At 58.5% G+C, this 18,704-nt stretch carries 20 protein-coding genes; 5 read left to right on the top strand and 15 right to left on the bottom strand.

Going from position 1 to position 18,704, the window contains the following annotated elements; all coding sequences use genetic code 11:
- Nucleotides 1-2 precede the first annotated feature (2 nt).
- The 6 genes from KDX39_RS12925 to KDX39_RS12900 form a co-directional block, all read right to left on the bottom strand.
- Nucleotides 3-1,412 carry a circularly permuted type 2 ATP-grasp protein gene (locus tag KDX39_RS12925; RefSeq protein ID WP_099228970.1) on the bottom strand — a complete coding sequence of 470 codons (1,410 nt, stop codon included), beginning with the start codon at nucleotides 1,410-1,412 and terminating at the stop codon, nucleotides 3-5.
- Between the two features lie 530 nt (nucleotides 1,413-1,942).
- Nucleotides 1,943-2,284, bottom strand: a complete 342-nt coding sequence (locus KDX39_RS12920; RefSeq protein WP_122419010.1) for a ribonuclease E inhibitor RraB — start codon at nucleotides 2,282-2,284, stop codon at nucleotides 1,943-1,945.
- 240 nt (nucleotides 2,285-2,524) lie between these two features.
- Complete coding sequence (locus tag KDX39_RS12915) at nucleotides 2,525-2,761, bottom strand: hypothetical protein (RefSeq protein ID WP_099228971.1); 237 nt, start codon at nucleotides 2,759-2,761, stop codon at nucleotides 2,525-2,527.
- 210 nt (nucleotides 2,762-2,971) lie between these two features.
- Nucleotides 2,972-5,065, bottom strand: coding sequence for an LTA synthase family protein (locus tag KDX39_RS12910; protein ID WP_231660623.1), 2,094 nt, complete (start codon nucleotides 5,063-5,065; stop codon nucleotides 2,972-2,974).
- Between the two features lie 268 nt (nucleotides 5,066-5,333).
- Complete coding sequence (gene speE, locus KDX39_RS12905; RefSeq protein ID WP_099228973.1) at nucleotides 5,334-6,194, bottom strand: polyamine aminopropyltransferase; 861 nt, start codon at nucleotides 6,192-6,194, stop codon at nucleotides 5,334-5,336.
- A gap of 198 nt (nucleotides 6,195-6,392) precedes the next feature.
- The gene (locus KDX39_RS12900) at nucleotides 6,393-6,584 is read right to left on the bottom strand and encodes a PLDc N-terminal domain-containing protein (protein ID WP_057408127.1); all 192 of its coding nucleotides are present in this window, start codon (nucleotides 6,582-6,584) and stop codon (nucleotides 6,393-6,395) included.
- A 164-nt stretch (nucleotides 6,585-6,748) separates the two neighbouring features.
- On the opposite strand from KDX39_RS12900, the gene KDX39_RS12895 reads away from it, so the two are divergent.
- The gene (locus tag KDX39_RS12895) at nucleotides 6,749-7,675 is read left to right on the top strand and encodes a ZIP family metal transporter (RefSeq protein WP_231660622.1); all 927 of its coding nucleotides are present in this window, start codon (nucleotides 6,749-6,751) and stop codon (nucleotides 7,673-7,675) included.
- On the opposite strand, the gene KDX39_RS12890 is transcribed toward KDX39_RS12895, so the two are convergent.
- Nucleotides 7,672-8,190 (bottom strand): hypothetical protein, encoded by a 519-nt coding sequence (locus KDX39_RS12890; RefSeq protein WP_231660621.1) that lies wholly within the window; start codon nucleotides 8,188-8,190, stop codon nucleotides 7,672-7,674. The genes KDX39_RS12895 and KDX39_RS12890 overlap by 4 nt on opposite strands.
- 101 nt (nucleotides 8,191-8,291) lie before the next feature.
- A complete protein-coding gene (locus KDX39_RS12885) occupies nucleotides 8,292-8,831 on the bottom strand; it encodes an ankyrin repeat domain-containing protein (RefSeq protein WP_004880928.1) in 540 nt (179 codons plus the stop codon).
- 333 nt (nucleotides 8,832-9,164) lie between these two features.
- Between KDX39_RS12885 and KDX39_RS12880 the strand changes: the two genes are divergently transcribed.
- Complete coding sequence (locus KDX39_RS12880) at nucleotides 9,165-9,443, top strand: DUF3509 domain-containing protein (protein ID WP_024688140.1); 279 nt, start codon at nucleotides 9,165-9,167, stop codon at nucleotides 9,441-9,443.
- 111 nt (nucleotides 9,444-9,554) lie between these two features.
- Here KDX39_RS12880 and KDX39_RS12875 read toward each other — a convergent pair whose 3' ends face one another.
- From KDX39_RS12875 to aroC, 6 genes are all read right to left on the bottom strand, one after another.
- On the bottom strand, nucleotides 9,555-10,277 hold the full coding sequence (locus tag KDX39_RS12875; protein ID WP_231660620.1) for a helix-turn-helix domain-containing protein: 723 nt from the start codon (nucleotides 10,275-10,277) through the stop codon (nucleotides 9,555-9,557).
- A 202-nt stretch (nucleotides 10,278-10,479) separates the two neighbouring features.
- Nucleotides 10,480-11,166: an acireductone synthase gene (gene mtnC, locus KDX39_RS12870; RefSeq protein ID WP_231660619.1), complete on the bottom strand. Its 687-nt coding sequence runs from the start codon at nucleotides 11,164-11,166 to the stop codon at nucleotides 10,480-10,482.
- A 47-nt stretch (nucleotides 11,167-11,213) separates the two neighbouring features.
- Complete coding sequence (locus tag KDX39_RS12865; protein ID WP_231660618.1) at nucleotides 11,214-11,759, bottom strand: 1,2-dihydroxy-3-keto-5-methylthiopentene dioxygenase; 546 nt, start codon at nucleotides 11,757-11,759, stop codon at nucleotides 11,214-11,216.
- A gap of 86 nt (nucleotides 11,760-11,845) precedes the next feature.
- Complete coding sequence (locus tag KDX39_RS12860; protein ID WP_231660617.1) at nucleotides 11,846-12,460, bottom strand: methylthioribulose 1-phosphate dehydratase; 615 nt, start codon at nucleotides 12,458-12,460, stop codon at nucleotides 11,846-11,848.
- Nucleotides 12,457-13,620, bottom strand: a complete 1,164-nt coding sequence (locus KDX39_RS12855; RefSeq protein ID WP_231660616.1) for an MFS transporter — start codon at nucleotides 13,618-13,620, stop codon at nucleotides 12,457-12,459. The genes KDX39_RS12860 and KDX39_RS12855 overlap by 4 nt, the downstream gene beginning before the upstream one ends.
- A gap of 30 nt (nucleotides 13,621-13,650) precedes the next feature.
- Nucleotides 13,651-14,742, bottom strand: coding sequence for a chorismate synthase (gene aroC, locus KDX39_RS12850; RefSeq protein WP_099228981.1), 1,092 nt, complete (start codon nucleotides 14,740-14,742; stop codon nucleotides 13,651-13,653).
- Nucleotides 14,743-14,884: 142 nt separating this feature from the next.
- Between aroC and KDX39_RS12845 the strand changes: the two genes are divergently transcribed.
- Together KDX39_RS12845 and KDX39_RS12840 are read left to right on the top strand one after the other, a co-directional pair.
- A complete protein-coding gene (locus tag KDX39_RS12845) occupies nucleotides 14,885-15,892 on the top strand; it encodes an alpha/beta hydrolase (RefSeq protein WP_231660615.1) in 1,008 nt (335 codons plus the stop codon).
- A 123-nt stretch (nucleotides 15,893-16,015) separates the two neighbouring features.
- Complete coding sequence (locus KDX39_RS12840; protein WP_099228983.1) at nucleotides 16,016-16,816, top strand: hypothetical protein; 801 nt, start codon at nucleotides 16,016-16,018, stop codon at nucleotides 16,814-16,816.
- A gap of 33 nt (nucleotides 16,817-16,849) precedes the next feature.
- On the opposite strand, the gene prmB is transcribed toward KDX39_RS12840, so the two are convergent.
- Nucleotides 16,850-17,758 (bottom strand): 50S ribosomal protein L3 N(5)-glutamine methyltransferase, encoded by a 909-nt coding sequence (gene prmB, locus KDX39_RS12835; protein ID WP_099228984.1) that lies wholly within the window; start codon nucleotides 17,756-17,758, stop codon nucleotides 16,850-16,852.
- A 259-nt stretch (nucleotides 17,759-18,017) separates the two neighbouring features.
- Between prmB and KDX39_RS12830 the strand changes: the two genes are divergently transcribed.
- Nucleotides 18,018-18,608 carry a cysteine hydrolase family protein gene (locus KDX39_RS12830; protein ID WP_029242943.1) on the top strand — a complete coding sequence of 197 codons (591 nt, stop codon included), beginning with the start codon at nucleotides 18,018-18,020 and terminating at the stop codon, nucleotides 18,606-18,608.
- The last annotated feature ends 96 nt before the right edge of the window (nucleotides 18,609-18,704 follow it).

Here is an 18,704-nt window from a genome sequence, read left to right as displayed (position 1 = left end):
CCTTAATCCTCGACCACCCAGGTGTCTTTGGTTCCGCCACCCTGAGACGAATTCACCACCAGCGAGCCTTCACGCAAGGCCACTCGGGTGAGGCCGCCGGGCACAACGCGGGTTTCACGACCGGACAGAACAAAGGGGCGCAAATCGATATGGCGCGGGGCGATGCCGTTCTCGACAAACGTCGGACAGGTCGAAAGGCACAGTGTCGGTTGAGCGATGTACGCATGCGGCTTGGCCTTGAGACGCACCCGGAAGGCTTCGATCTCGGCGGCCGTGGCGGCAGGTCCGACCAGCATCCCGTAACCGCCGGAACCCTGGGTTTCCTTGACGACAAGATCCTTCAGATTGGCCAGCACGTGGGACAGCTCTTCGGGCTTGCGGCATTGCCAGGTCGGTACGTTCTTGAGGATCGGCTCTTCGTCCAGATAGAAACGAATCATGTCGGTGACATACGGATACACCGACTTGTCGTCCGCGACACCAGTTCCAATGGCGTTGGCCAGCACCACGTTGCCGGAGCGATACGCCGCCAGCAGACCGGGCACGCCCAGCATCGAATCAGGATTGAAGGCCAGCGGATCGAGGAATGCATCGTCCAGACGACGGTAGATCACATCAACGGCCTTGGGGCCATCGGTGGTGCGCATAAAGACGCGATCATCACGCACGAACAGATCGGCACCCTCGACCAGCTCGACCCCCATCTCGCGGGCCAGGAAAGCATGTTCGAAGAACGCACTGTTGAAGCGCCCGGGCGTCAGCACCACCACACTCGGGTTATCCAGTGGACTGGAGCTTTTGAGCGTGTCCAGCAACAGGTTCGGGTAATGATCGATGGGCGCAATGCGCTGTGCCGCGAACAGCTCGGGGAACAGGCGCATCATCATCTTGCGGTCTTCGAGCATGTAGCTCACGCCGCTGGGCGTGCGCAGGTTGTCCTCGAGCACGTAATAGGTGCCATCGCCATCACGGACCAGGTCGACGCCGGAGATGTGCGAATACAGGTCACGGTGCAGATTCAGACCCTGCATCGCCAACTGATATTGCTCGTTGGCCAGCACCTGCTCGGCAGGAATGATCCCGGCCTTGATGATGCGTTGGTCATGATAAAGGTCGGCAAGGAACATGTTCAGCGCCTTGACGCGCTGAATGCAGCCTCGCTCCACTACCCGCCACTCACTGGCCGGAATGCTGCGGGGAATGGTATCAAACGGAATCAACCGCTCGGTGCCCTGCTCGTCACCGTAGAGCGTGAACGTGATCCCGGCGCGATGAAACAGCAGATCGGCTTCACGCCTGCGTTGAGCCAGAAGCTCAGGCGGCGTATCGCCCAGCCAGCGGGCGAATTCCCGATAATGCGGACGGACCAGACCGCCAGCATCGTACATCTCGTCATAAAAGGTGCGGATCATGCCGTACTCCTTGTCACCATGGACACCTTAAGCTTCGCAAGGCCCGTGCCACCGGCATAAACGCTTAAATATCAATAAGTTAGATATAAAACCTGCAGGCTGCGCACCATTCCTGTGCGCCAAACGCCCCAGCTACCTCTTTCATGCGTCATTCGGAAGCGTCTTTGCGTCGCGAAATCTATGACCAGCATAGTCAGAGTTGATTTCCGAACACGATATTAGTTCGCCACAATCGCCAGCAACCGAGCAAACAGGGCATCAAACGTCACTTTTGCCCTTGACCCCATTTTCCGGCGAGTACCACGCACCTTCACGTACTCACGACCGAACTTCCCTTTGAGCCACTCTCTTGAGTGGCTTTTTTTTGCGCACTGATAATAGCTTCGGACGTTACGCAGCCCCGGCGAGCGGGCTGCTCGTGAACAGCTCCTGCGCCAGATTGACTGACCTCTGAAAACAGAACCGGCCGCCCCGGCAGGTTTCTCCAGGTCGGCCGGTCAGCCCGCATGTTTCAATTCAGTTGCAGCGGATCAGGCGTGCAGCCTTCTGATCTCCTGTTTCACACCCCACCCTTCAACCTCCCCGTCCATTGGCGAAATGGCCATTTGAAAGTCTTGTTCAAAGTCACCGATACCGTCGTAGGTGGCGTACATCACCTTGCTCAATTGCAGGTGCCAGGCACCGTCGTCGCGTACATTGATCTGTGTATTGAGGGACTCTCCACGAAATTTGTCTGCAGCCTGCCGCGCCCGTTCCTCGTCGGGAAAAATGGCATAGAACTCGATGGGATGAATTCGTGCGAAGTCAAAACCGCCTTCTTTCATGCGGCGCAGTACGTTACTGCTGATGTCCTCTTGATAGGCTGTGCTCATGAAACGTCCTCCTATGCAACGATAGATAGAGTTTCAACTCTTCCCGAGTGACCATTGAAAAGAAGGTCACCGCACGGCAGTTACTCCGACGTGGGGAATCAAGCATGTCGCTGACCGGACCTTGAACAGGCCGGGGATGGACAGGTGTCAGAGGCCGTCTTCACGGCCTCATTTGCAGAGTAGACCCATCGAGGGGCCATTGCCAAGTGATTGGCGCATCAAGATTTTTTTTCAGATGGATCAGTTCGTTTCTGTAATGGAAATGATCTGGACACTGTTATGGTCCTTGAGTGTCTTGACCGTCGGCTCGTCGGTTCGACCTTCCAGGTCATTGAGATCCAACTCATCTGTGACGGGATACAAGTCCCTGCGCAACAGACGTGCAGCATCCTCTTCGCTGGGGCGTTCCTGCCACTGCACCTCACGACGTTGCTGCACACCATCCTTGTCCAGATACAAAATGGCCCACTGTTTCATCAATGCCTCCAGAATAAGCAAGCCAGGCACTCTGACTTACCTACTCTGGACCTTGCGCCGCGTCCATTCGTTCCAATGGATTGCGTGCGGGAAACGGACTCAAATGGCTCACTAAAAAGGCCCTCGCAATGGATGCCGAGGGCCTTCTTCGTTGCTGAAACGGTCAACTGCGCGTCTTGCCCGATTCACATCGGGCAAAGACGACAGCGGTCAGTTCCTGTTCTTGCTGGCTTCCACACCTGCTGTGTTGTCCAGCAGGCTCTTGGTCGCGGTTTGCAGGAAGCTTTCCAGCTTGCGCTTGAGTTCCTCGGTATCCGGAGCGTTGGGTACTTCTTCCGCGTGCGGAGCGGCGCCCAGCGTGTACGTCAGCAGCTTGGCCGGCATTTCGGTCGGCTCGATCAGAATACGGTTGCCGCTGATGATTGCCACCACCTGCTCGCTGCCAGACGGCTTGATCACGCCAAAGCCCTTGTCGCCTTCCGGCAGGTTGAGCAGATCGCGTCCCCAGCACTGGTTACGCGTCTGACCACCCAGACGGCCCATGATGGTCGGTACGACGTCCACCTGAGTGCCGACAGTGCTGCTGCGCTGGCCGAACTTTTCCTGCACGCCCGGGCCGATCAACAACAGCGGCACATTGAAGCGGCCGAGGTCCATTTCGGTCAGTTGACGGTTGTTGCCAAAGCCGTGGTCACCCAATACGACGAACAGGGTGTTCTTGAAGTAAGGCTCTTTTTTGGCCTTCTCGAAGAACTGGCCCAGCGCCCAGTCGGAATAACGCATGGCAGTCAAATGCTCGTCCAGCGAACCGTGGCCAGTCACACGCTCGACCGGCAGGTTTTCCGGCAATGCGTAAGGCGTGTGGTTGGACAGTGTCTGCAGCAGGGCATAGAACGGTTTGCCGTTCTGACGCGCCTTCAGCTCCTGAGCGCCGCGGTCGAACATGTCCTGATCGGAAACACCCCACGTCGGATCGGAGAACACCGGATTGACGAAGTCCTCGCGGCCGACAAAGTTGGTCATGCCCTGATTGCTGAAGAAGCCCGACTGATTGTCCCAGGCAAAGTTGCCGTTGTAGACGTAGACGTCGTCGTAGTTGCGACCCGTGCTCAACAGCTGCGGCAGGCCCGACAGCTTGTGGCTGCCCTCTGGCGTCTGCATCAGGTATTCGAAACCTGGCAGGTTCGGGAAGCAGGCCATGGTGGCGAACATACCCTGGTGGGTGTGGGTGCCGTTGGAGAAGAAGTGATCGAACAGCAGGCCTTCCTTGGACAGCCTGTCGAAGTTCGGCGTGATATTGGCATCACTGCCCAGCGCACCGACCGAGTGACCGGCGAAGCTCTCCATCAGGATCACGACGACATTACGGATCGGCAGGGTGTTTTCCGCAGGCGGCGTGAAATCACGACGTACTGCAGCGATGTCCGGCTCAACCAGCTTGTCATGGGGCGTCAGCAGCATCTCGCGGACAGTCTGTTGCGCATCGGCCTGGGGCAACGTGGCTTTCCAGACGTTATCGCGATCCTCAGACATCCGGCTCTTGGCAGCCGTGATCAAGGTCAGCGTACCGTTGAGACCCAGTTGGTTGGCGAAATTCGACTCAGTGGTATACGCATCCCCCCAACGCAGTGGCGGACCCTGGCGCAAGGTGCCACGGGCGCAGATCACGGCAACGATCAAGACCAGGAAGAAGACACCTATGCGCATGTACCATGGCGCAATGGAGCGAGTGCCAGCACCGCCGCCCGACAATGCATTGCGCGGCCGCGTAACGCGATCAATACCTTTGAACACCAGACTCAACAGCCAGGTGACCACGGCCCAGGCCAGCAGATAACGCACGACCGGGAAGCCGTACCAGAGCATGCTCAGAACGGTCTTCGGGTCTTCCTTGACGTACTGGAACACCAGACCGTTCAGGCGTTGATGGAACTCACGGTAGAAGTCCATTTCCATCAGGCCAAGGAACAGCGTGATGCTGCCGACCAGGGTCAGCCAGAACCGGAAGAAGCCACGCGCCGCCATGGCCCGAGCGCTGAACAGCGACAGCATCAGCGGAATCAGCAGATAGACCGTCAGACGCAGGTCGAAACGCATGCCGTTGAACAGCGCCTCGATGAAGGTCGACGCAGGTGTGTCGCCAATCATCTCGCGGTTATAGACCAACAGACCGATACGCAGCAGCGTGTACATCACCATCAGGGCCAGGCCGCTGAGCAATGTATAAGCCAGATGTGATTTGACGGTCGGGTTTTGCAGGCGGGACAAGGCTTGCCGATGAATCTGGGCGTCCGTTTTGGCCATGGTTGTCAGGATCCGGTGGATTCAGGGTTGGGTTCAGACGTGCGATACCGGCGCTCCATCGAGTGAGCGGCAGGCTGCAAGGGGGGCAGATAGTACTTGATCGACAGGCGTTTGGGGCTCGTTCAACGCGTCTTGTTCAGGGTCAGAGGCTATCTGCGCGTTCAGCGTCGCGCGCAATTCTGAGACAAGGAGTGTGAAAATTGTGTCGCGTTCCACCCGGCAGGCATGACGTTTCAGGCGCTCAGGCCTGAAACGTCGGATGCCGGACTCAGTCGTTGCTCGGTTTCTTGATCGCACTGAGCACGTACTGCGGCAGCGCGAACGCGCCGATGTGCACGTCAGGGTTGTAATAACGCGTAACAACGCCGCTGCCTGCAAAACGCTGACGCAGGGTTTCCAGCGGCAACTTGCGGTACGCCTTGTCGGTGGCGCCCCAGGCAAAGGTCATGGCTCCGCCGATGTAGGTCGGAATGGCAGCCTGATAGAAATGCCAGTCAGCAAACAGGCCGTTCATGCGCCCGGCCGTGGTCTGTACACCGCTGAGCTGCATGAAAGGTGTGCCGTTCTGAGTGACCAGAATGCCGCCCTCGTTCAGGCAGCGATGGCAGGCCTGGTAGAAGTTTTCCGAAAACAGCACTTCTCCAGGACCTATCGGGTCGGTGGAGTCGGAGATGATCACATCGAACTTCTCTTCGGTGGTCGCCACGAAGCGCATGCCGTCGTCGATCACCAGATTCAGACGCGAATCCTCGAAAGCACCATTGGAGTGAGTCGGCAGGAATTCCTTGCACATCTCGACCACAGTGCCATCAATCTCGACCATGGTGATGTGCTCGACTGTCGAGTGCTTGGTCACTTCACGCAGCATGCCGCCGTCGCCGCCACCAATGATCAGTACACGCTTGGCTGCACCGTGAGCCAGGATCGGCACGTGGGTAAGCATTTCGTGGTAGATGAACTCATCGGCCTCGGTGGTCTGAATCACGCCGTCGAGCGCCATGACGCGACCCATGCGCGGGTTCTGGAAAATCACCAGGTGCTGGTGATCGGTGCGCACTTCGTGCAGCATTTTTTCGATACGAAAGCGCTGGCCGTAGCCTTCGTATAGCGTTTCCTGATAATCACTCATGGGTAAGCTCCCGAAAAAGACAGATGACAGGACGGCCGACCGCCCTCAACAAAGGCGCGCATTCTACGTCGCGGAACATGACAGGTCGAACCTCTGTGCTCACAGGCCACAATGCACGTGTCGCCCTTCCGGCCCCAGAAAGCAAAAAACGCCTGATTACTCACGTAATCAGGCGTCTTCGATCAGACCTGTGTGGCGTCAGATGCGCACGTTGCCACGCGGACCCGCGATAGCCCAGATGATCAGCCCCAATACAGGCAGCAGCACAATCAGCAGGATCCAGAGAATCTTCGCCCCGGTTTCCGCTCCGCTCTTCAACACATTGATGATGGCCCAGATATCGAGCGCCAGGATGATCAAACCGACCAGACCGTTGAAGGTGGAACCCATGGTGTTGCCCCTGATTGATTACTGATACTTCTAGGATGATCGTGCAGTTCCGGGGTTCCGTTGAACCAACTGCTTATTTTCAGGCTCCGAATTCAACAACCTGTTTGATCGTGTTCAGCTCATGATTCTGGCTACCGGCCCATCAGCAAAAGGTACCGCTCTGCATGCAACCTTCCGCGCACCCAAGAACCCTGAGGGCGACCTGGCTCGCCCAGCTTCAAAGCAGCCCGCTGGTGAGCCTGGGCTTTATATTCGCCTCAGTGATCGTCGTGATCCTCGGAGCCATCAGCCTCTATAACGCCTTTTTCGGCACCAGCCAGACCAATTTCAATTACGCCCTGCTGGGCGGCACCGCGGGTTTCGCCGCGACGGCCCTCGGCGCAATCATGGCAGTTGCTTTCCGTAATGTGGCGCAACGCACTCAGGACATCATGCTGGGTTTCGCAGCCGGCATGATGCTGGCCGCCAGCTCCTTCTCGTTGATTCTGCCGGGGCTTGAAGCCGCTCGGGAAATCACCGGCACCGGGCCGTTTGCGGCAGCGACCGTTGTGACCGGTCTGGCGCTGGGCGTGTTGCTGATGCTGGGCCTGGACAGGTTCACCCCACATGAACACGAAAGCGTGGGCCGGCAGGGGCCGCATTCGGAGCGTATCAATCGGGTCTGGCTGTTCGTGCTGGCGATCACCCTGCATAACCTGCCGGAAGGCATGGCGATCGGGGTGAGCTTCGCGGGCGGTGACATGAACGTCGGTCTGCCGCTCACCACGGCCATTGCTATTCAGGACATTCCAGAAGGCCTGGCGATAGCCCTGGCGTTGAGGGCGACGGGGCTTTCAGCGTTCAAAGCCATGCTGGTCGCCATCGGCTCGGGCCTTATGGAGCCGCTGGGCGCACTGGTCGGCCTGGGGATTTCCAGCGGCTTCGCCATTGCTTATCCGTTGAGCATGGGCCTGGCGGCGGGTGCGATGATCTTTGTGGTGTCACACGAAGTCATCCCGGAAACCCACCGCAATGGTCACCAGACATCGGCAACACTGGGGCTGATGGGCGGATTTGCGGTGATGATGTTTCTGGATACTGCGCTGGGTTAACCGCGCAACGCCTGCAGCGATGGCGCGGCATGAATGCCTGCCGTCGCTGCCAGTTCAAGCACACGTGCTTCATCCTTGCCGTAGACCAGCACCGCCTGCAATTCATCATCCAGCGGCTCGCTGAAATCCATCAGGGTGTAGCCACCCATTTCCTTGTTCATGCTGCTCAGCTGGATCTGGATTCGATTGAGCGCCACCAGCGGCTCTACCTTGCTCAGCTGTTTGGACTTGATGTTGAACGTCACATCCTTGCCAAACGACTGGACGATCTGTTCGAACAGGTCAGCGTAGGTATCGGCTTGAAACAGGACAGTCTCGGGCAAGCTGCCCACCACAACCCATTCACCCAGCGGGATCGGAAAGCTGTCGTCATAGTTGATATCAGGATTGGCGGTTAGAAAAGCCTGCGGGTCGGCGTAGGCCTGAGCGGCTTCGTCAGCCACGCGCAGGATCTCTTCATCGCCCATGCACCCCGAACTGATTTTGCCGATTAATTCGGCGAGCGCGTCTTTCATGAGAAACATCCTGATTGCGGGCAAAAAAAGAGGCGCGAAGGATAGCGGGAAATCCTTCGCACCTCTATGCCCTCAGGCTGATAACAGCCAGAGGGTCCAGGTCAAACGGGCTGAACACCCAGATTGATGAGTTGCTCTGCTGTTCCGGTGGCACCCATCGTCTGGGCGGCCGCGAGCGCATTCACACCCTTGGCATCACGAACATGCGGATCGGCACCCTTGCTGATCAGGTAGTCGACGATTTCCATCCGGTTGAACATCGCAGCCATCATCAGCGCAGTGCGTCCGTCGGCTGAAGCCCCTTCCACTTCGGCGCCATTTTCCACCAGCAGCTTCACCACCGCGAGGTCGCCCTTGAAGGCCGCACCTGCAATCGGGCTCTGACCGTTGTCGTTGCGAATTTCCGGGTTGGCCTTGTGCTCAAGCAGCACACGAACTGCATCCAGGTGGCCGTGATAGCTGGCCAGCATCAGTAAGGTGTCACCCTTATGGTTGCGCAGGTCTGCAGGAAGGCCTTTTTTGAGCAGACGCTCCAGCATCACTGCATCGCCCTGACGCGCAACGTTGAATACCTGTTCAGCGAACTCGGCAGTCTCTTCGTCAGTCATAGTCTTCGGTTGACTGGTATTTGAATCGGTCATCAATAACTCCTTGGCGCACGGTCATCCGGGAATCCGATGTACCCGGCAGCGGTAAACACACTGACCGCAAGTCTTGCCAGCTGTTCGATCAGGGTCAAGTCAGGCCCTCGATTGAAAAAATACCGACTTGGTCCGCTTTCCAGCCATTTGGTTCCCCTCAAACGGCAAAATGCAGGATGCCCGATAGGCTTTCATGCAAAATGCACGAAGCCACCAAAAAGTACTTATTTTAACTTATTGATTTTAAAGGAAAAAATTTAACACCAAATGTGGCACAGACACTGCACTAGTACTTCCAAGCTTGTTATCCCATGAGCAATGGAGCCGCTAGACATGACTTTTATTCAAGAAAAATTCGCTTCCGTATTCTCCGACTACACCGTGACCACCCAGCCTCGTCCTGACGGCGGCGTGTTGTTGTCGCTGCGCAACGATGAAGGCAAACAAATCCGTCGCTCCGTGTCTTATGCACAACTGCACACTCCAGTTCAACTGGAATGGGTAATCAGCGCAATTCGTCGCGATCTGGCCGCACAAGCCAGCGAGCTTCCGGCTATCTCGATGCTGCAAAGTCAGCACCGCTTCGATCTGCCGACTTACCATACGCGCTAATGTTTTCGCGTCACCGTGCCCGGTGACGTCGTTGTACGCTCTCTCATCCCTTGTTCGCCGCGATTACATTTTTTGTTCTCGCGGTTTTTTTTGCCTGCCAGGTTTTGATTGTCAGGTAATGAATCCTCGACACAGCGCCTCACCCACCGCTTGAGCCCGATTGGCGACGCCCAGCTTGGAGTAGATGGTCTTCAGGTGATACTTCACCGTGGCTTCGGAAATCTCCCGAATCATCGAGATCTCCCAGGCAGTCTTTCCGTCTCTGGCCCACTGAAGAATCTCCAGTTCCTTGCGGGTGAGCCCTCTGGAACTGGACTGTATGCCACGACCGACCCTATGCAGCACAGGCACCAGACTGGTGATCAGGTACTTGTCGTTCTGGGTGGTATTACGCTTCAGCCCCGCCAGTGTGAGGATTGACGTCACACCGTCGACACCCCGGCAGTGGCTGGTGTAGCCGTATGAAAGCGCCGGCGCAAGGTCGCAGATATTGATTGTTTCTTCATACCAGGCGGGCGGAGGGTACTGCCTGATCGCATCGTCCAATGCCAGAAACCCGAGGTTGTTACGAAAATGACGGACCACCGGATCGTGGGAAATCATCTGCTGACGACGGTAGGCTTCGCCCCAGATATCATTGACGTTGGACGTCACGAACGTCAGCAACTGCAAGTCCTTGACCTGGTAAAACATGGCCCGTTCACACTGGCACTCCTGTCTCAGCCATCGAAGGGCATTTTTGATCGCTGTCTGACCATCGATTTCAGTGATCGTACTGACCATCTGTTCTATCAATAACCCCATTGTCGCGTTTTCTGTGATGGCACTGCACATCGTGGCCGCTCCCCTGCCCTGCTCGATGAAACCCGTGGTATTGGCTCGACGAGGGTTTGAAAGCGCGAAAGTTACACGATAGAAAGCGCCTGAAAACAACGCGTTAAACAAACAGGATTAACGCACTTACAGAAAGGCAGCTTCCCACTCAAGCGCAGGATGCTGCCGACAGAAATTGCCGGCGACAGCGTTCGAGGGAATATTATGACCAGGCAGCGGGGTCGATCAGCGCGAAGCTCGATACGTTTTCATGGCCTGCCAGAACGCCCTCGGCGCGTACCAGACCACAGGTCGCCATGCCGGCCGCCTGCGCCGCGTCCAGTTCTTCGACGATGTCTGACAGAAACAGAATCTCGCCCGCCTCGCAGCCGATGGCTTGCGTGATGGTGCGGTAGGACTGTGCGTCACGCTTGGGACCGGACGTGGTATCGAAATAGCCGCTGAACAGGCCGGAAAGATCACCCGCCTCAGAACAGCCGAAAATCAATTGCTGAGCCTGAATCGAACCCGAGGAATAGACGTACAGCCGGTAACCCTCGGCGTGCCAGCGCTTCAATGCTTCGACAGCGTCCGGGTAGACATGCCCCTTCAACTGCCCGGCGTTGTAGCCCTGCTCCCAGACCATGCCCTGCAGTGCCTTTAGCGGCGTGGACTTGCGATCCTCGGCAATCCACTGCAAGAGAATCTCGATGACCCGTTCCACATCGGCCTGTGGCTCGCCACTGTCGGCACGCACGGCCTGCAATTGCTGTGCAACGGCAGGTGTGTCGGCGTTCTGGAGAACGAAATCCGGCAAGTGCTGTTTGGCGAACGGGAACAGCACGTCGAACACGAAACTCACCGCACTGGTGGTGCCTTCGATATCCGTGAGGATGGCTTTGATGGGCATCAGGGTCTGGCTCCTTTAGAGCGGTACATAAGCAAACGGCGGGCGCATCAGTCTTCAAGCCTGGGGAAACGGCCTGCGATGTCTTCACCGGTAAAGTTCGCAACCCAGCCTTCAGGGTTATTGAACAGGCGAATGGCGACGAAGTGCGGGTTTTCGCCCATGTCGAACCAATGCTTCGTGCCGGCAGGCACGGAAATCAGGTCGTTCTTTTCACACAGCACGGCGTACACGTAATCCTCGATGTGCAGCGTGAACAGACCTCTGCCGGCAACGAAGAAGCGCACTTCATCTTCGCCATGACGATGTTCTTCAAGAAACTTCGCGCGCAATTCAGCTTTTTGCGGGTGATCGTTGTTGAGGCTGATGACGTCCACGGTCACATAACCGTGCTCGGTCATCAATGCATCGATCTGGGTGCGATAGGCATGAATGACTTCTTCCTGAGAAGCACCCGGGGTGATCGGCGCGGCAGCTTCCCAACGCGCAAATGACACGCCCTGCTCGGCCAGGGTCGAGGTGATGTCTTCAAGGTGGGTCAGTACCTTGTTGGGCACATCAGGGCTTGAAACGTGGTAAACGGACAGGCTGCTCATGGCATTGAATCCTCGGCTTGGGCTTGGCAAGGCCTTCCGGCTTTTACAGGCCGGTCAGGCATACACACGTGTTTAACGCGTGGCGGTCAACGGTTCAAGACCGTGCGCATCTTCAATTCACATTCAAAGAGAAATTCGAACGCCTCGATCTGACGCAGCGCATCGCTCATCTGCGCGCCCCAGGTGTAGAGCCCATGACCGCGAATCAGGTAACCGGCGCAGTCAGGGTGGGCATTGAGCCAGGGCTGCACCTTCGCGGCCAGACGGGCAATGTCCTGATCATTGTCGAAAATCGGCACCACGACTCGCGACTCATGAGTGGCCACGCCCTGAAAGGCTTTCTGCAGTTCGTAATCCTCGAACACCAGATGGTCGGCATCGGTCAGCCTGGACAGCACGGTCGCGTTCACGGAATGCGTGTGCAATACAGCACCCACCTGCGGCCTGCAGCTGTACAACTGGGTGTGCAGCAGCGTTTCAGCGGATGGCTTCTTGCCCGGTTCCAGCGTGTTGCCGTGCAGATCGGTGGCCAGCACATCGTCAACGCCCAGTTGACCCTTGTGCTTGCCGGACACTGTCAGCAGCGCCTCGCTGGCCGACAGGCGGACCGAATAATTGCTGCTGGTGGCAGGCGACCAGCCGCGTCCATACAGAAACCGGCCGGCTTCGATGATCTGCTGCGCCAAGTGTTCGCGGGTCATACACCTTCCTCTTTCCTGGGTGTGACAATCATGATGGCTGCGGCCAGTGCCGCAAGGCTGGCGATGGCAAAGGTCCAGAGAGGCCCCAACGCATTCCAGCTATAACCTGAGTACAACGCGCCCAATGCACCGCCGACGCCGGACAGTGCGGCATACAGCGCCTGCCCCTGGCCTTGCTGACGCGGACCGAAGCTACGTTGCACGAAATGGATGGCAGCGGCGTGAAAGCTGCCGAAGGTCGCGGCGTGCATCACCTGAGCCACCAGCAAGACCAGCAGGTGTTCGGCAAATGCACCCAGCAGCAGCCACCGGACCGCCGCCAGCAGAAAACTGGCCAGCAACACCTGACGCACGGAAAAGCGCTGAAGAACACGGCTCATCACCATGAACATCAGGACTTCAGCCACCACGCCCACTGACCACAGCACGCCGATCAGGCTGCGACTGTAGCCCAGCGCCTCGAGGTGCAGGGTCAGAAACGTGTAATACGGGCCATGGCTGAGCAGCATCAGCGCGACACTGAGGTAGAACGCCAGCACCCCGGGACGGGACAACTGCCGAAGAAAGCCACCCTCGTCCGACGGTCTTGATGAAACGGGCGGCTGCGCATTGGGCACCCACCAACTGCTGATCGCAATGCCGGCCATGACCATCAGAAGCATATGAGGGAAGAGGTCCAGGCTGAACCATTCGAGCAACCGCCCGAGCACCACCACCGCCAGAATGAAACCGATCGAGCCCCAAAGGCGGATCTGGCTGTATCGAGCGGTCTGGCCTTGCAGATGAGCGAGGGTAATCACCTCGAACTGCGGCAGAATCGCATGCCAGAAGAACGCGTACAGAGCCATGACCATCGCCAGCCAGGCATAGCTGTGATCCAGCAGGATTAGCGAGAACGCCAGCAGTGTGCAGACCGCGCCGAAGCGCACGATGGCCAGCCGCCGCCCGGTGTAGTCGCCGAGCCAGCCCCAGAGATTGGGCGCCACGCATCGCATCAGCATGGGAATGGCGATCAACTCGCCGATCCGCGCGCTGGAAAACCCGAGATGGTGCAGATACAGCGCCATGAACGGCGCGGACGAGCCAAGCAAGGCGAAGTAACACAGATAGAAACCGGACAGCCGCCAGTAAGGAAGCTGCCCTTGGGGAAGTGGCGCCACGTTAGCGGTCCGCGACAGTGGCCACGCTCATTACAGCTGAGCCAGCACAGGCGTCGTGACGCTGACGTCGGCGTTCTGACCGCGATGGCGCAGCAGATGGTCCAGCAGAACGATCGCCATCATGGCTTCGGCAATCGGCGTGGCACGAATCCCGACGCAAGGGTCATGGCGGCCTTTGGTGATGACGTCCGCAGCGTTGCCATCGACATCGATGGAGCGACCCGGCGTGGTAATGCTCGACGTCGGCTTGAGCGCCAGATGCGCAATGATCGGCTGGCCGGAAGAAATCCCGCCCAGAATGCCGCCGGCCTGATTGGACAGGAAACCTTCCGGCGTCATTTCGTCACGGTGCTCGGTGCCGCGTTGGGCGACGCAGTCGAAGCCTGCACCAATTTCCACACCCTTCACGGCATTGATGCTCATCAGCGCATGGGCCAGTTCGGCATCCAGACGGTCGAAGATCGGCTCGCCCAGACCCGGCATGACGCCTTCGGCTACCACAGTGATCTTCGCGCCAACCGAATCCTGATCGCGACGCAACTGGTCCATGTAGGCTTCGAGTTCCGGCACCTTGTCAGGATCGGGACAGAAAAACGCGTTCTGCTCGACCGAATCCCAGGTCTTGAACGGAATCGGGATCGGACCCAATTGGCTCATGTAACCGCGAATGACAATGCCCTGGGTCGCCAGGTACTTCTTGGCGATAGCACCTGCTGCCACACGCATGGCCGTTTCACGCGCCGAGCTGCGACCGCCGCCACGGTAATCGCGGACACCGTACTTGTGGTGATAGGTGTAGTCGGCGTGCGCAGGCCGGAACAGGTCCTTGATGTTCGAGTAATCCTTGGACTTCTGATCGGTGTTACGGATCAGCAGGCCGATGGAGGCACCGGTGGTCTTGCCTTCGAACACCCCGGAAAGAATCTCGACCTCGTCGGCTTCCTGGCGCTGCGTGGTGTGCCGGCTGGTGCCCGGCTTGCGGCGATCCAGATCGCGCTGCAGGTCCTGCAGGTCCAGCGCCAGACCGGGCGGGCAGCCGTCGACGATAGCGACCAGCGCCGGGCCATGGCTTTCGCCGGCGGTGGTGACAGTGAACAGCTTGCCGAAAGTGTTGCCGGACATGCGGGCGCTCCGAAAAATCAGCCAAAAAACCAGATCATTGAATCAAGCGCGCCAGTATACGCAGGCTCGCCGTACAGTTCATCCTCGAACCTTCCGTTAAGGCGTGCGTCCAAGCGAGACCCTGCCCTATGATGGCCCTGCGATGTTATCTGGTAATTCTTCGATGAAAGCTTCAAACATGCTGCGCCTGCTGATCCTGCCGATGACACTGATACTCAGCCTGTTCGCCGCAACGGTCAGCGCAGCCACCCCCAACGTCGTGCAACGCCCCATGAACGTGGACACCGGAAACGGCAAGCTTTACGGCACGCTGCTGATGCCACGCGCAGACAGGCCGGTGCCTGTCGTGCTGATCATTGCAGGCTCCGGCCCCACCGACCGGGATGGCAATAACCCTGAAGGTGGACGCAACGACAGCATGAAGCGTCTGGCGGTCTTCCTCGCCACCCACGGCATCGCCAGCGTGCGTTATGACAAACGCGGCGTGGCGGCCAGCAAGGCGGTGACCCCCGATGAGCGTGACCTGAGTGTCGAACGCTACGTGGCCGACGTGCAGTTGTGGGTCAGAGCGATTCGCGCCAACCCGCGCCTCGGTCAGCTTATTCTGCTGGGTCACAGCGAAGGTGCGCTGGTGGCGGCCCTTGCCGCCGAGAAAGCCGACGCTGCCGCAGTGATATCGGTTGCTGGCACCGGTCGCCCGGTGGATCAGGTGCTGCGCGAACAATTTCAGGAGCGCCTGCCCCCCGAGCTGTTACAGCGCAGCAACCAACTGCTGGACGAGCTGAAGGCAGGCAAGACCGATGACAAGGTGCCGCAAGAACTCGAAGTGGTGTTCAGACCGAGTGTGCAGCCTTATCTGATATCGCTGTTTCGGCAGGACCCTATCGCCGCCTTTGGCTCGCTGACAATGCCTGCGTTGATCGTTCAGGGCAGAAACGACATTCAGGTGGGCGTGGGCGATGCGTTGCTGCTTCAGAAAGCCAAACCGGATGCCGAACTGGCGCTGATCGAGGGCATGAATCACGTCTTGCGCATTGTTCCTGACAATCTGGAGCAACAACTGCTGTCCTATCGCAATCCCACTCAACCGCTGGCCAGGCAGGTTACGGCCCGCATTCTGCGCTTCATCCAGGCTTTGCCGCCTGCCTGAGGGAAGATTTGACGCCAGTAATCTGTAAACCCGCCGTCTGGCCCTTCAGTCTGGGCAAACACTGCCGATAGCGGAATGCTGGCTTTGTGTTTGCTGCACAACGCCATGGAAAGGACCGCCTCCATGACTGATACCGCCATGACCGAAACCGTTGCTGCACCCGACAGCGCAGAAGCCGCTGCGCCCACACCACCCCAGCCGTGGGAAGACGTGGTGCCGGAGAATTTCCAGATGCTGCGCCTTTCGCCGTTGCCCACCGACCGTGCCACGGGTGGGCGACCGCTGCGTTTCGTTCAGTTCGGGCGCGCCGAGCGTCACAGCAAGGAACTGAGCCTGCTGCGCATCAACATTCAGCTGCCCGGCCAGCGCGTGCGCAAGGAACAGAACAATCTGGATATCTGGGTGGACCATGAAAAACGTATGGTGCGTTTCGGCCCTGAGTCGGGCCTGCAGATCGAGCCATGGAACCGCGGCATCGGGCGCTTTCTGATCGCACACGGCGTGCACTGGGCGCAACGCAAATGGTCTTCGTACAAGATCGAAAGCGTCGCGCTGGCGAGCAAGGACGGCCTCAACGAGGACACGCGCCTGCGTCGCGACCACTTTTTGCGCACGCTGGGTTTCGAGGTGGTTTACGCCGACGCCCAGCACATGAAAGGCAGCATCAAGGACGTGCACGTTGGCAATCTGCACAGCACCTGGAACAACGACAAGGTGCAGATCATCGAGATTCTCGAAGCTTCGCACATGCTGGAGAAAGCCGAGAAAAACCTGTTGGAGCAGGAAGTCACCATCCGCCAGCATGAGGACCGGGTCGGCAAGTACAAGCGCGAAGACAGCAGCCTGCGCTTCACGATTGCCTGTCTGGTGACATTTGCGGTATTTCAGGCGGGCCTGCTGATCTGGATCGCGACCCACCGTTGATACGGCGGCACCTGATGGGCCGCCACGCGGGATTTATACCCTCGACTGAAACAGTGCCTGATGCGCGCTGCACTGTTCGGCGCTCAGCATGAACACACCATGTCCGCCGCGCTGGAAGTCCAGCCAGGCGAAGTCGACTTCAGGGTAAAGCGCCTGGACATGGACTTGGCTGTTGCCCACCTCAACGATCAACAAACCTTTTTCGGTCAAGTGGTCGGCTGCCTCGGCGAGCATGCGACGTACCAGATTCAATCCATCACTGCCACAGGCCAGTGCCAGTTCAGGCTCATGCTGGTATTCGTCCGGCATGTCGGCAAAATCCTCGGCATCGACATACGGCGGGTTGGAGACGATCAGGTCGAAGCGCTGCCCAGGCAGACCTTCAAAGCCGTCACCCTGCACGGTGTAGACGCGGTCTTCCATGCCGTGGCGCTCAATGTTCTGGTTGGCGACTTCAAGCGCATCGTACGACAGGTCGGCCAAGGCGACTTCGGCGTCCTTGAACTCGTCGGCACACGCGATGCCGATACAGCCCGATCCGGTACACAGGTCAAGAATGCGGGTCGGCTCGCTGGCCAGCCAGGGCGCAAAACGCGCTTCGATCAGCTCGGCAATTGGCGAACGCGGAATCAGTACGCGGTCATCGACAATGAACGACATGCCACAGAACCAGGCCTCACCGAGCAAGTAAGGCGTCGGGATGCGATCGTTGATGCGTCGCTTGATCAACCCTTGCAGTTCGGAGATCTCATCCACTTCCAGACGGCAGTCCAGGTAGCTGTCGGCAATTTCCCAAGGCAGGTGCAAAGCGCCCAGCACCAGTTGTCGTGCTTCATCCCAGGCGTTGTCGGTGCCATGACCGAAAAATACATCTTCCTCGTGAAACCGGCTGACGGCCCAACGAATGTGGTCGCGCACGGTACGCAAGCGGGAAGTGATCATGGAAAGACTCCTTGAGAAAACGACAGGCCACTTGAAAAGGCCGGGTGCAGGACGAAGCGAGGCGCCTGATCTCTGAGCGGCGCGTGCAGGCCTGGAAGTTTCGCCCATTCGCGACCCGCCATCAAGGCAAACCGCCAGCTATCCGGCCATCCAGATGCCCTGCAGGCCATTAAAACCGTGACTTGCAACAGTGACCATTCCCATAACCCTTCAGCCAGAGGACAATGTCGCAAAAGCCCCATTCAAAAGGAGCCCTCGAATGCCTTCCATCAAGACCATGTTTCAACTCAGCGGCCGTGTTCATGCGCCGGCCAGCCTGAGCAATGCCACGTTGATCATCATCGACGCGCAGAAAGAATACCTCAGCGGTCCGCTGGCCCTTACCGGCGTCGACGAAGCCCTGGCCAATATCGGCCAGTTGGTCGCCAAGGCCCGCGCCGTGAAGTGCCCGATCGTGCATGTCCGGCACCTCGGAACCGTGGGCGGCCTGTTCGACCCTCAGGGCGAGCGCGGGCAACTGGTCCCGGAGCTCCTGCCACAGGCAGACGAACATCTGGTTGAAAAACGCCTGCCCAATGCCTTCAACGGCACCGGATTGCATGAACTGCTGCAGAGCCTGGGTCATCTGGATCTGGTGGTCTGCGGATTCATGAGCCACTCGAGCATCAGCACGACCGTTCGCGCTACCAAGGATTATGGCTATCGCTGCACGCTGGTCGACGATGCCTGCGCCACCCGCGACCTGCCAAGCCCACACGGCGTGGTCAGCGCCCAGGTCGTGCATCGCACCGAGATGGCGATCATGGCCGACAACTTTGCAACACTGGCACTGACCAAAGACCTGATCTGAGCCCTGCCGCCGCGGGCAGGCTGTGTGAAGCACTTCACGTAACCGCCCATCCCTTATTACCCTCCCTTGCGTCCGGAACGGGAACCCAGGTCCGCC

This window comes from Pseudomonas sp. CDFA 610 (assembly GCF_021147865.1).
Classification (GTDB): Bacteria; Pseudomonadota; Gammaproteobacteria; order Pseudomonadales; family Pseudomonadaceae; genus Aquipseudomonas; species Aquipseudomonas alliivorans.
The sequence above is the reverse complement of the archived record's forward strand: the minus strand, read 5'-3'. Positions and strand labels throughout refer to the sequence as shown.

Excerpts from the sequence above, each read along its gene's own strand:
- KDX39_RS12925 (WP_099228970.1), bottom strand. The coding sequence starts at position 1,412 with ATGATCCGCACCTTTTATGACGAGATGTACGATGCTGGCGGTCTGGTC.
- KDX39_RS12920 (WP_122419010.1), bottom strand. The coding sequence starts at position 2,284 with ATGAGCACAGCCTATCAAGAGGACATCAGCAGTAACGTACTGCGCCGC.
- KDX39_RS12885 (WP_004880928.1), bottom strand. The coding sequence starts at position 8,831 with ATGACCGATTCAAATACCAGTCAACCGAAGACTATGACTGACGAAGAG.
- KDX39_RS12865 (WP_231660618.1), bottom strand. The coding sequence starts at position 11,759 with ATGAGCAGCCTGTCCGTTTACCACGTTTCAAGCCCTGATGTGCCCAAC.
- KDX39_RS12860 (WP_231660617.1), bottom strand. The coding sequence starts at position 12,460 with ATGACCCGCGAACACTTGGCGCAGCAGATCATCGAAGCCGGCCGGTTT.
- KDX39_RS12910 (WP_231660623.1), bottom strand. The coding sequence starts at position 5,065 with ATGGCCAAAACGGACGCCCAGATTCATCGGCAAGCCTTGTCCCGCCTG.
- KDX39_RS12830 (WP_029242943.1), top strand. The coding sequence starts at position 18,018 with ATGCCTTCCATCAAGACCATGTTTCAACTCAGCGGCCGTGTTCATGCG.
- speE (WP_099228973.1), bottom strand. The coding sequence starts at position 6,194 with ATGAGTGATTATCAGGAAACGCTATACGAAGGCTACGGCCAGCGCTTT.
- aroC (WP_099228981.1), bottom strand. The coding sequence starts at position 14,742 with ATGTCCGGCAACACTTTCGGCAAGCTGTTCACTGTCACCACCGCCGGC.
- KDX39_RS12890 (WP_231660621.1), bottom strand. The coding sequence starts at position 8,190 with ATGAAAGACGCGCTCGCCGAATTAATCGGCAAAATCAGTTCGGGGTGC.
- KDX39_RS12900 (WP_057408127.1), bottom strand. The coding sequence starts at position 6,584 with ATGGGTTCCACCTTCAACGGTCTGGTCGGTTTGATCATCCTGGCGCTC.
- KDX39_RS12915 (WP_099228971.1), bottom strand. The coding sequence starts at position 2,761 with ATGAAACAGTGGGCCATTTTGTATCTGGACAAGGATGGTGTGCAGCAA.
- KDX39_RS12895 (WP_231660622.1), top strand. The coding sequence starts at position 6,749 with ATGCAACCTTCCGCGCACCCAAGAACCCTGAGGGCGACCTGGCTCGCC.
- prmB (WP_099228984.1), bottom strand. The coding sequence starts at position 17,758 with ATGATCACTTCCCGCTTGCGTACCGTGCGCGACCACATTCGTTGGGCC.
- mtnC (WP_231660619.1), bottom strand. The coding sequence starts at position 11,166 with ATGCCCATCAAAGCCATCCTCACGGATATCGAAGGCACCACCAGTGCG.
- KDX39_RS12845 (WP_231660615.1), top strand. The coding sequence starts at position 14,885 with ATGTTATCTGGTAATTCTTCGATGAAAGCTTCAAACATGCTGCGCCTG.
- KDX39_RS12880 (WP_024688140.1), top strand. The coding sequence starts at position 9,165 with ATGACTTTTATTCAAGAAAAATTCGCTTCCGTATTCTCCGACTACACC.
- KDX39_RS12840 (WP_099228983.1), top strand. The coding sequence starts at position 16,016 with ATGACTGATACCGCCATGACCGAAACCGTTGCTGCACCCGACAGCGCA.
- KDX39_RS12875 (WP_231660620.1), bottom strand. The coding sequence starts at position 10,277 with ATGTGCAGTGCCATCACAGAAAACGCGACAATGGGGTTATTGATAGAA.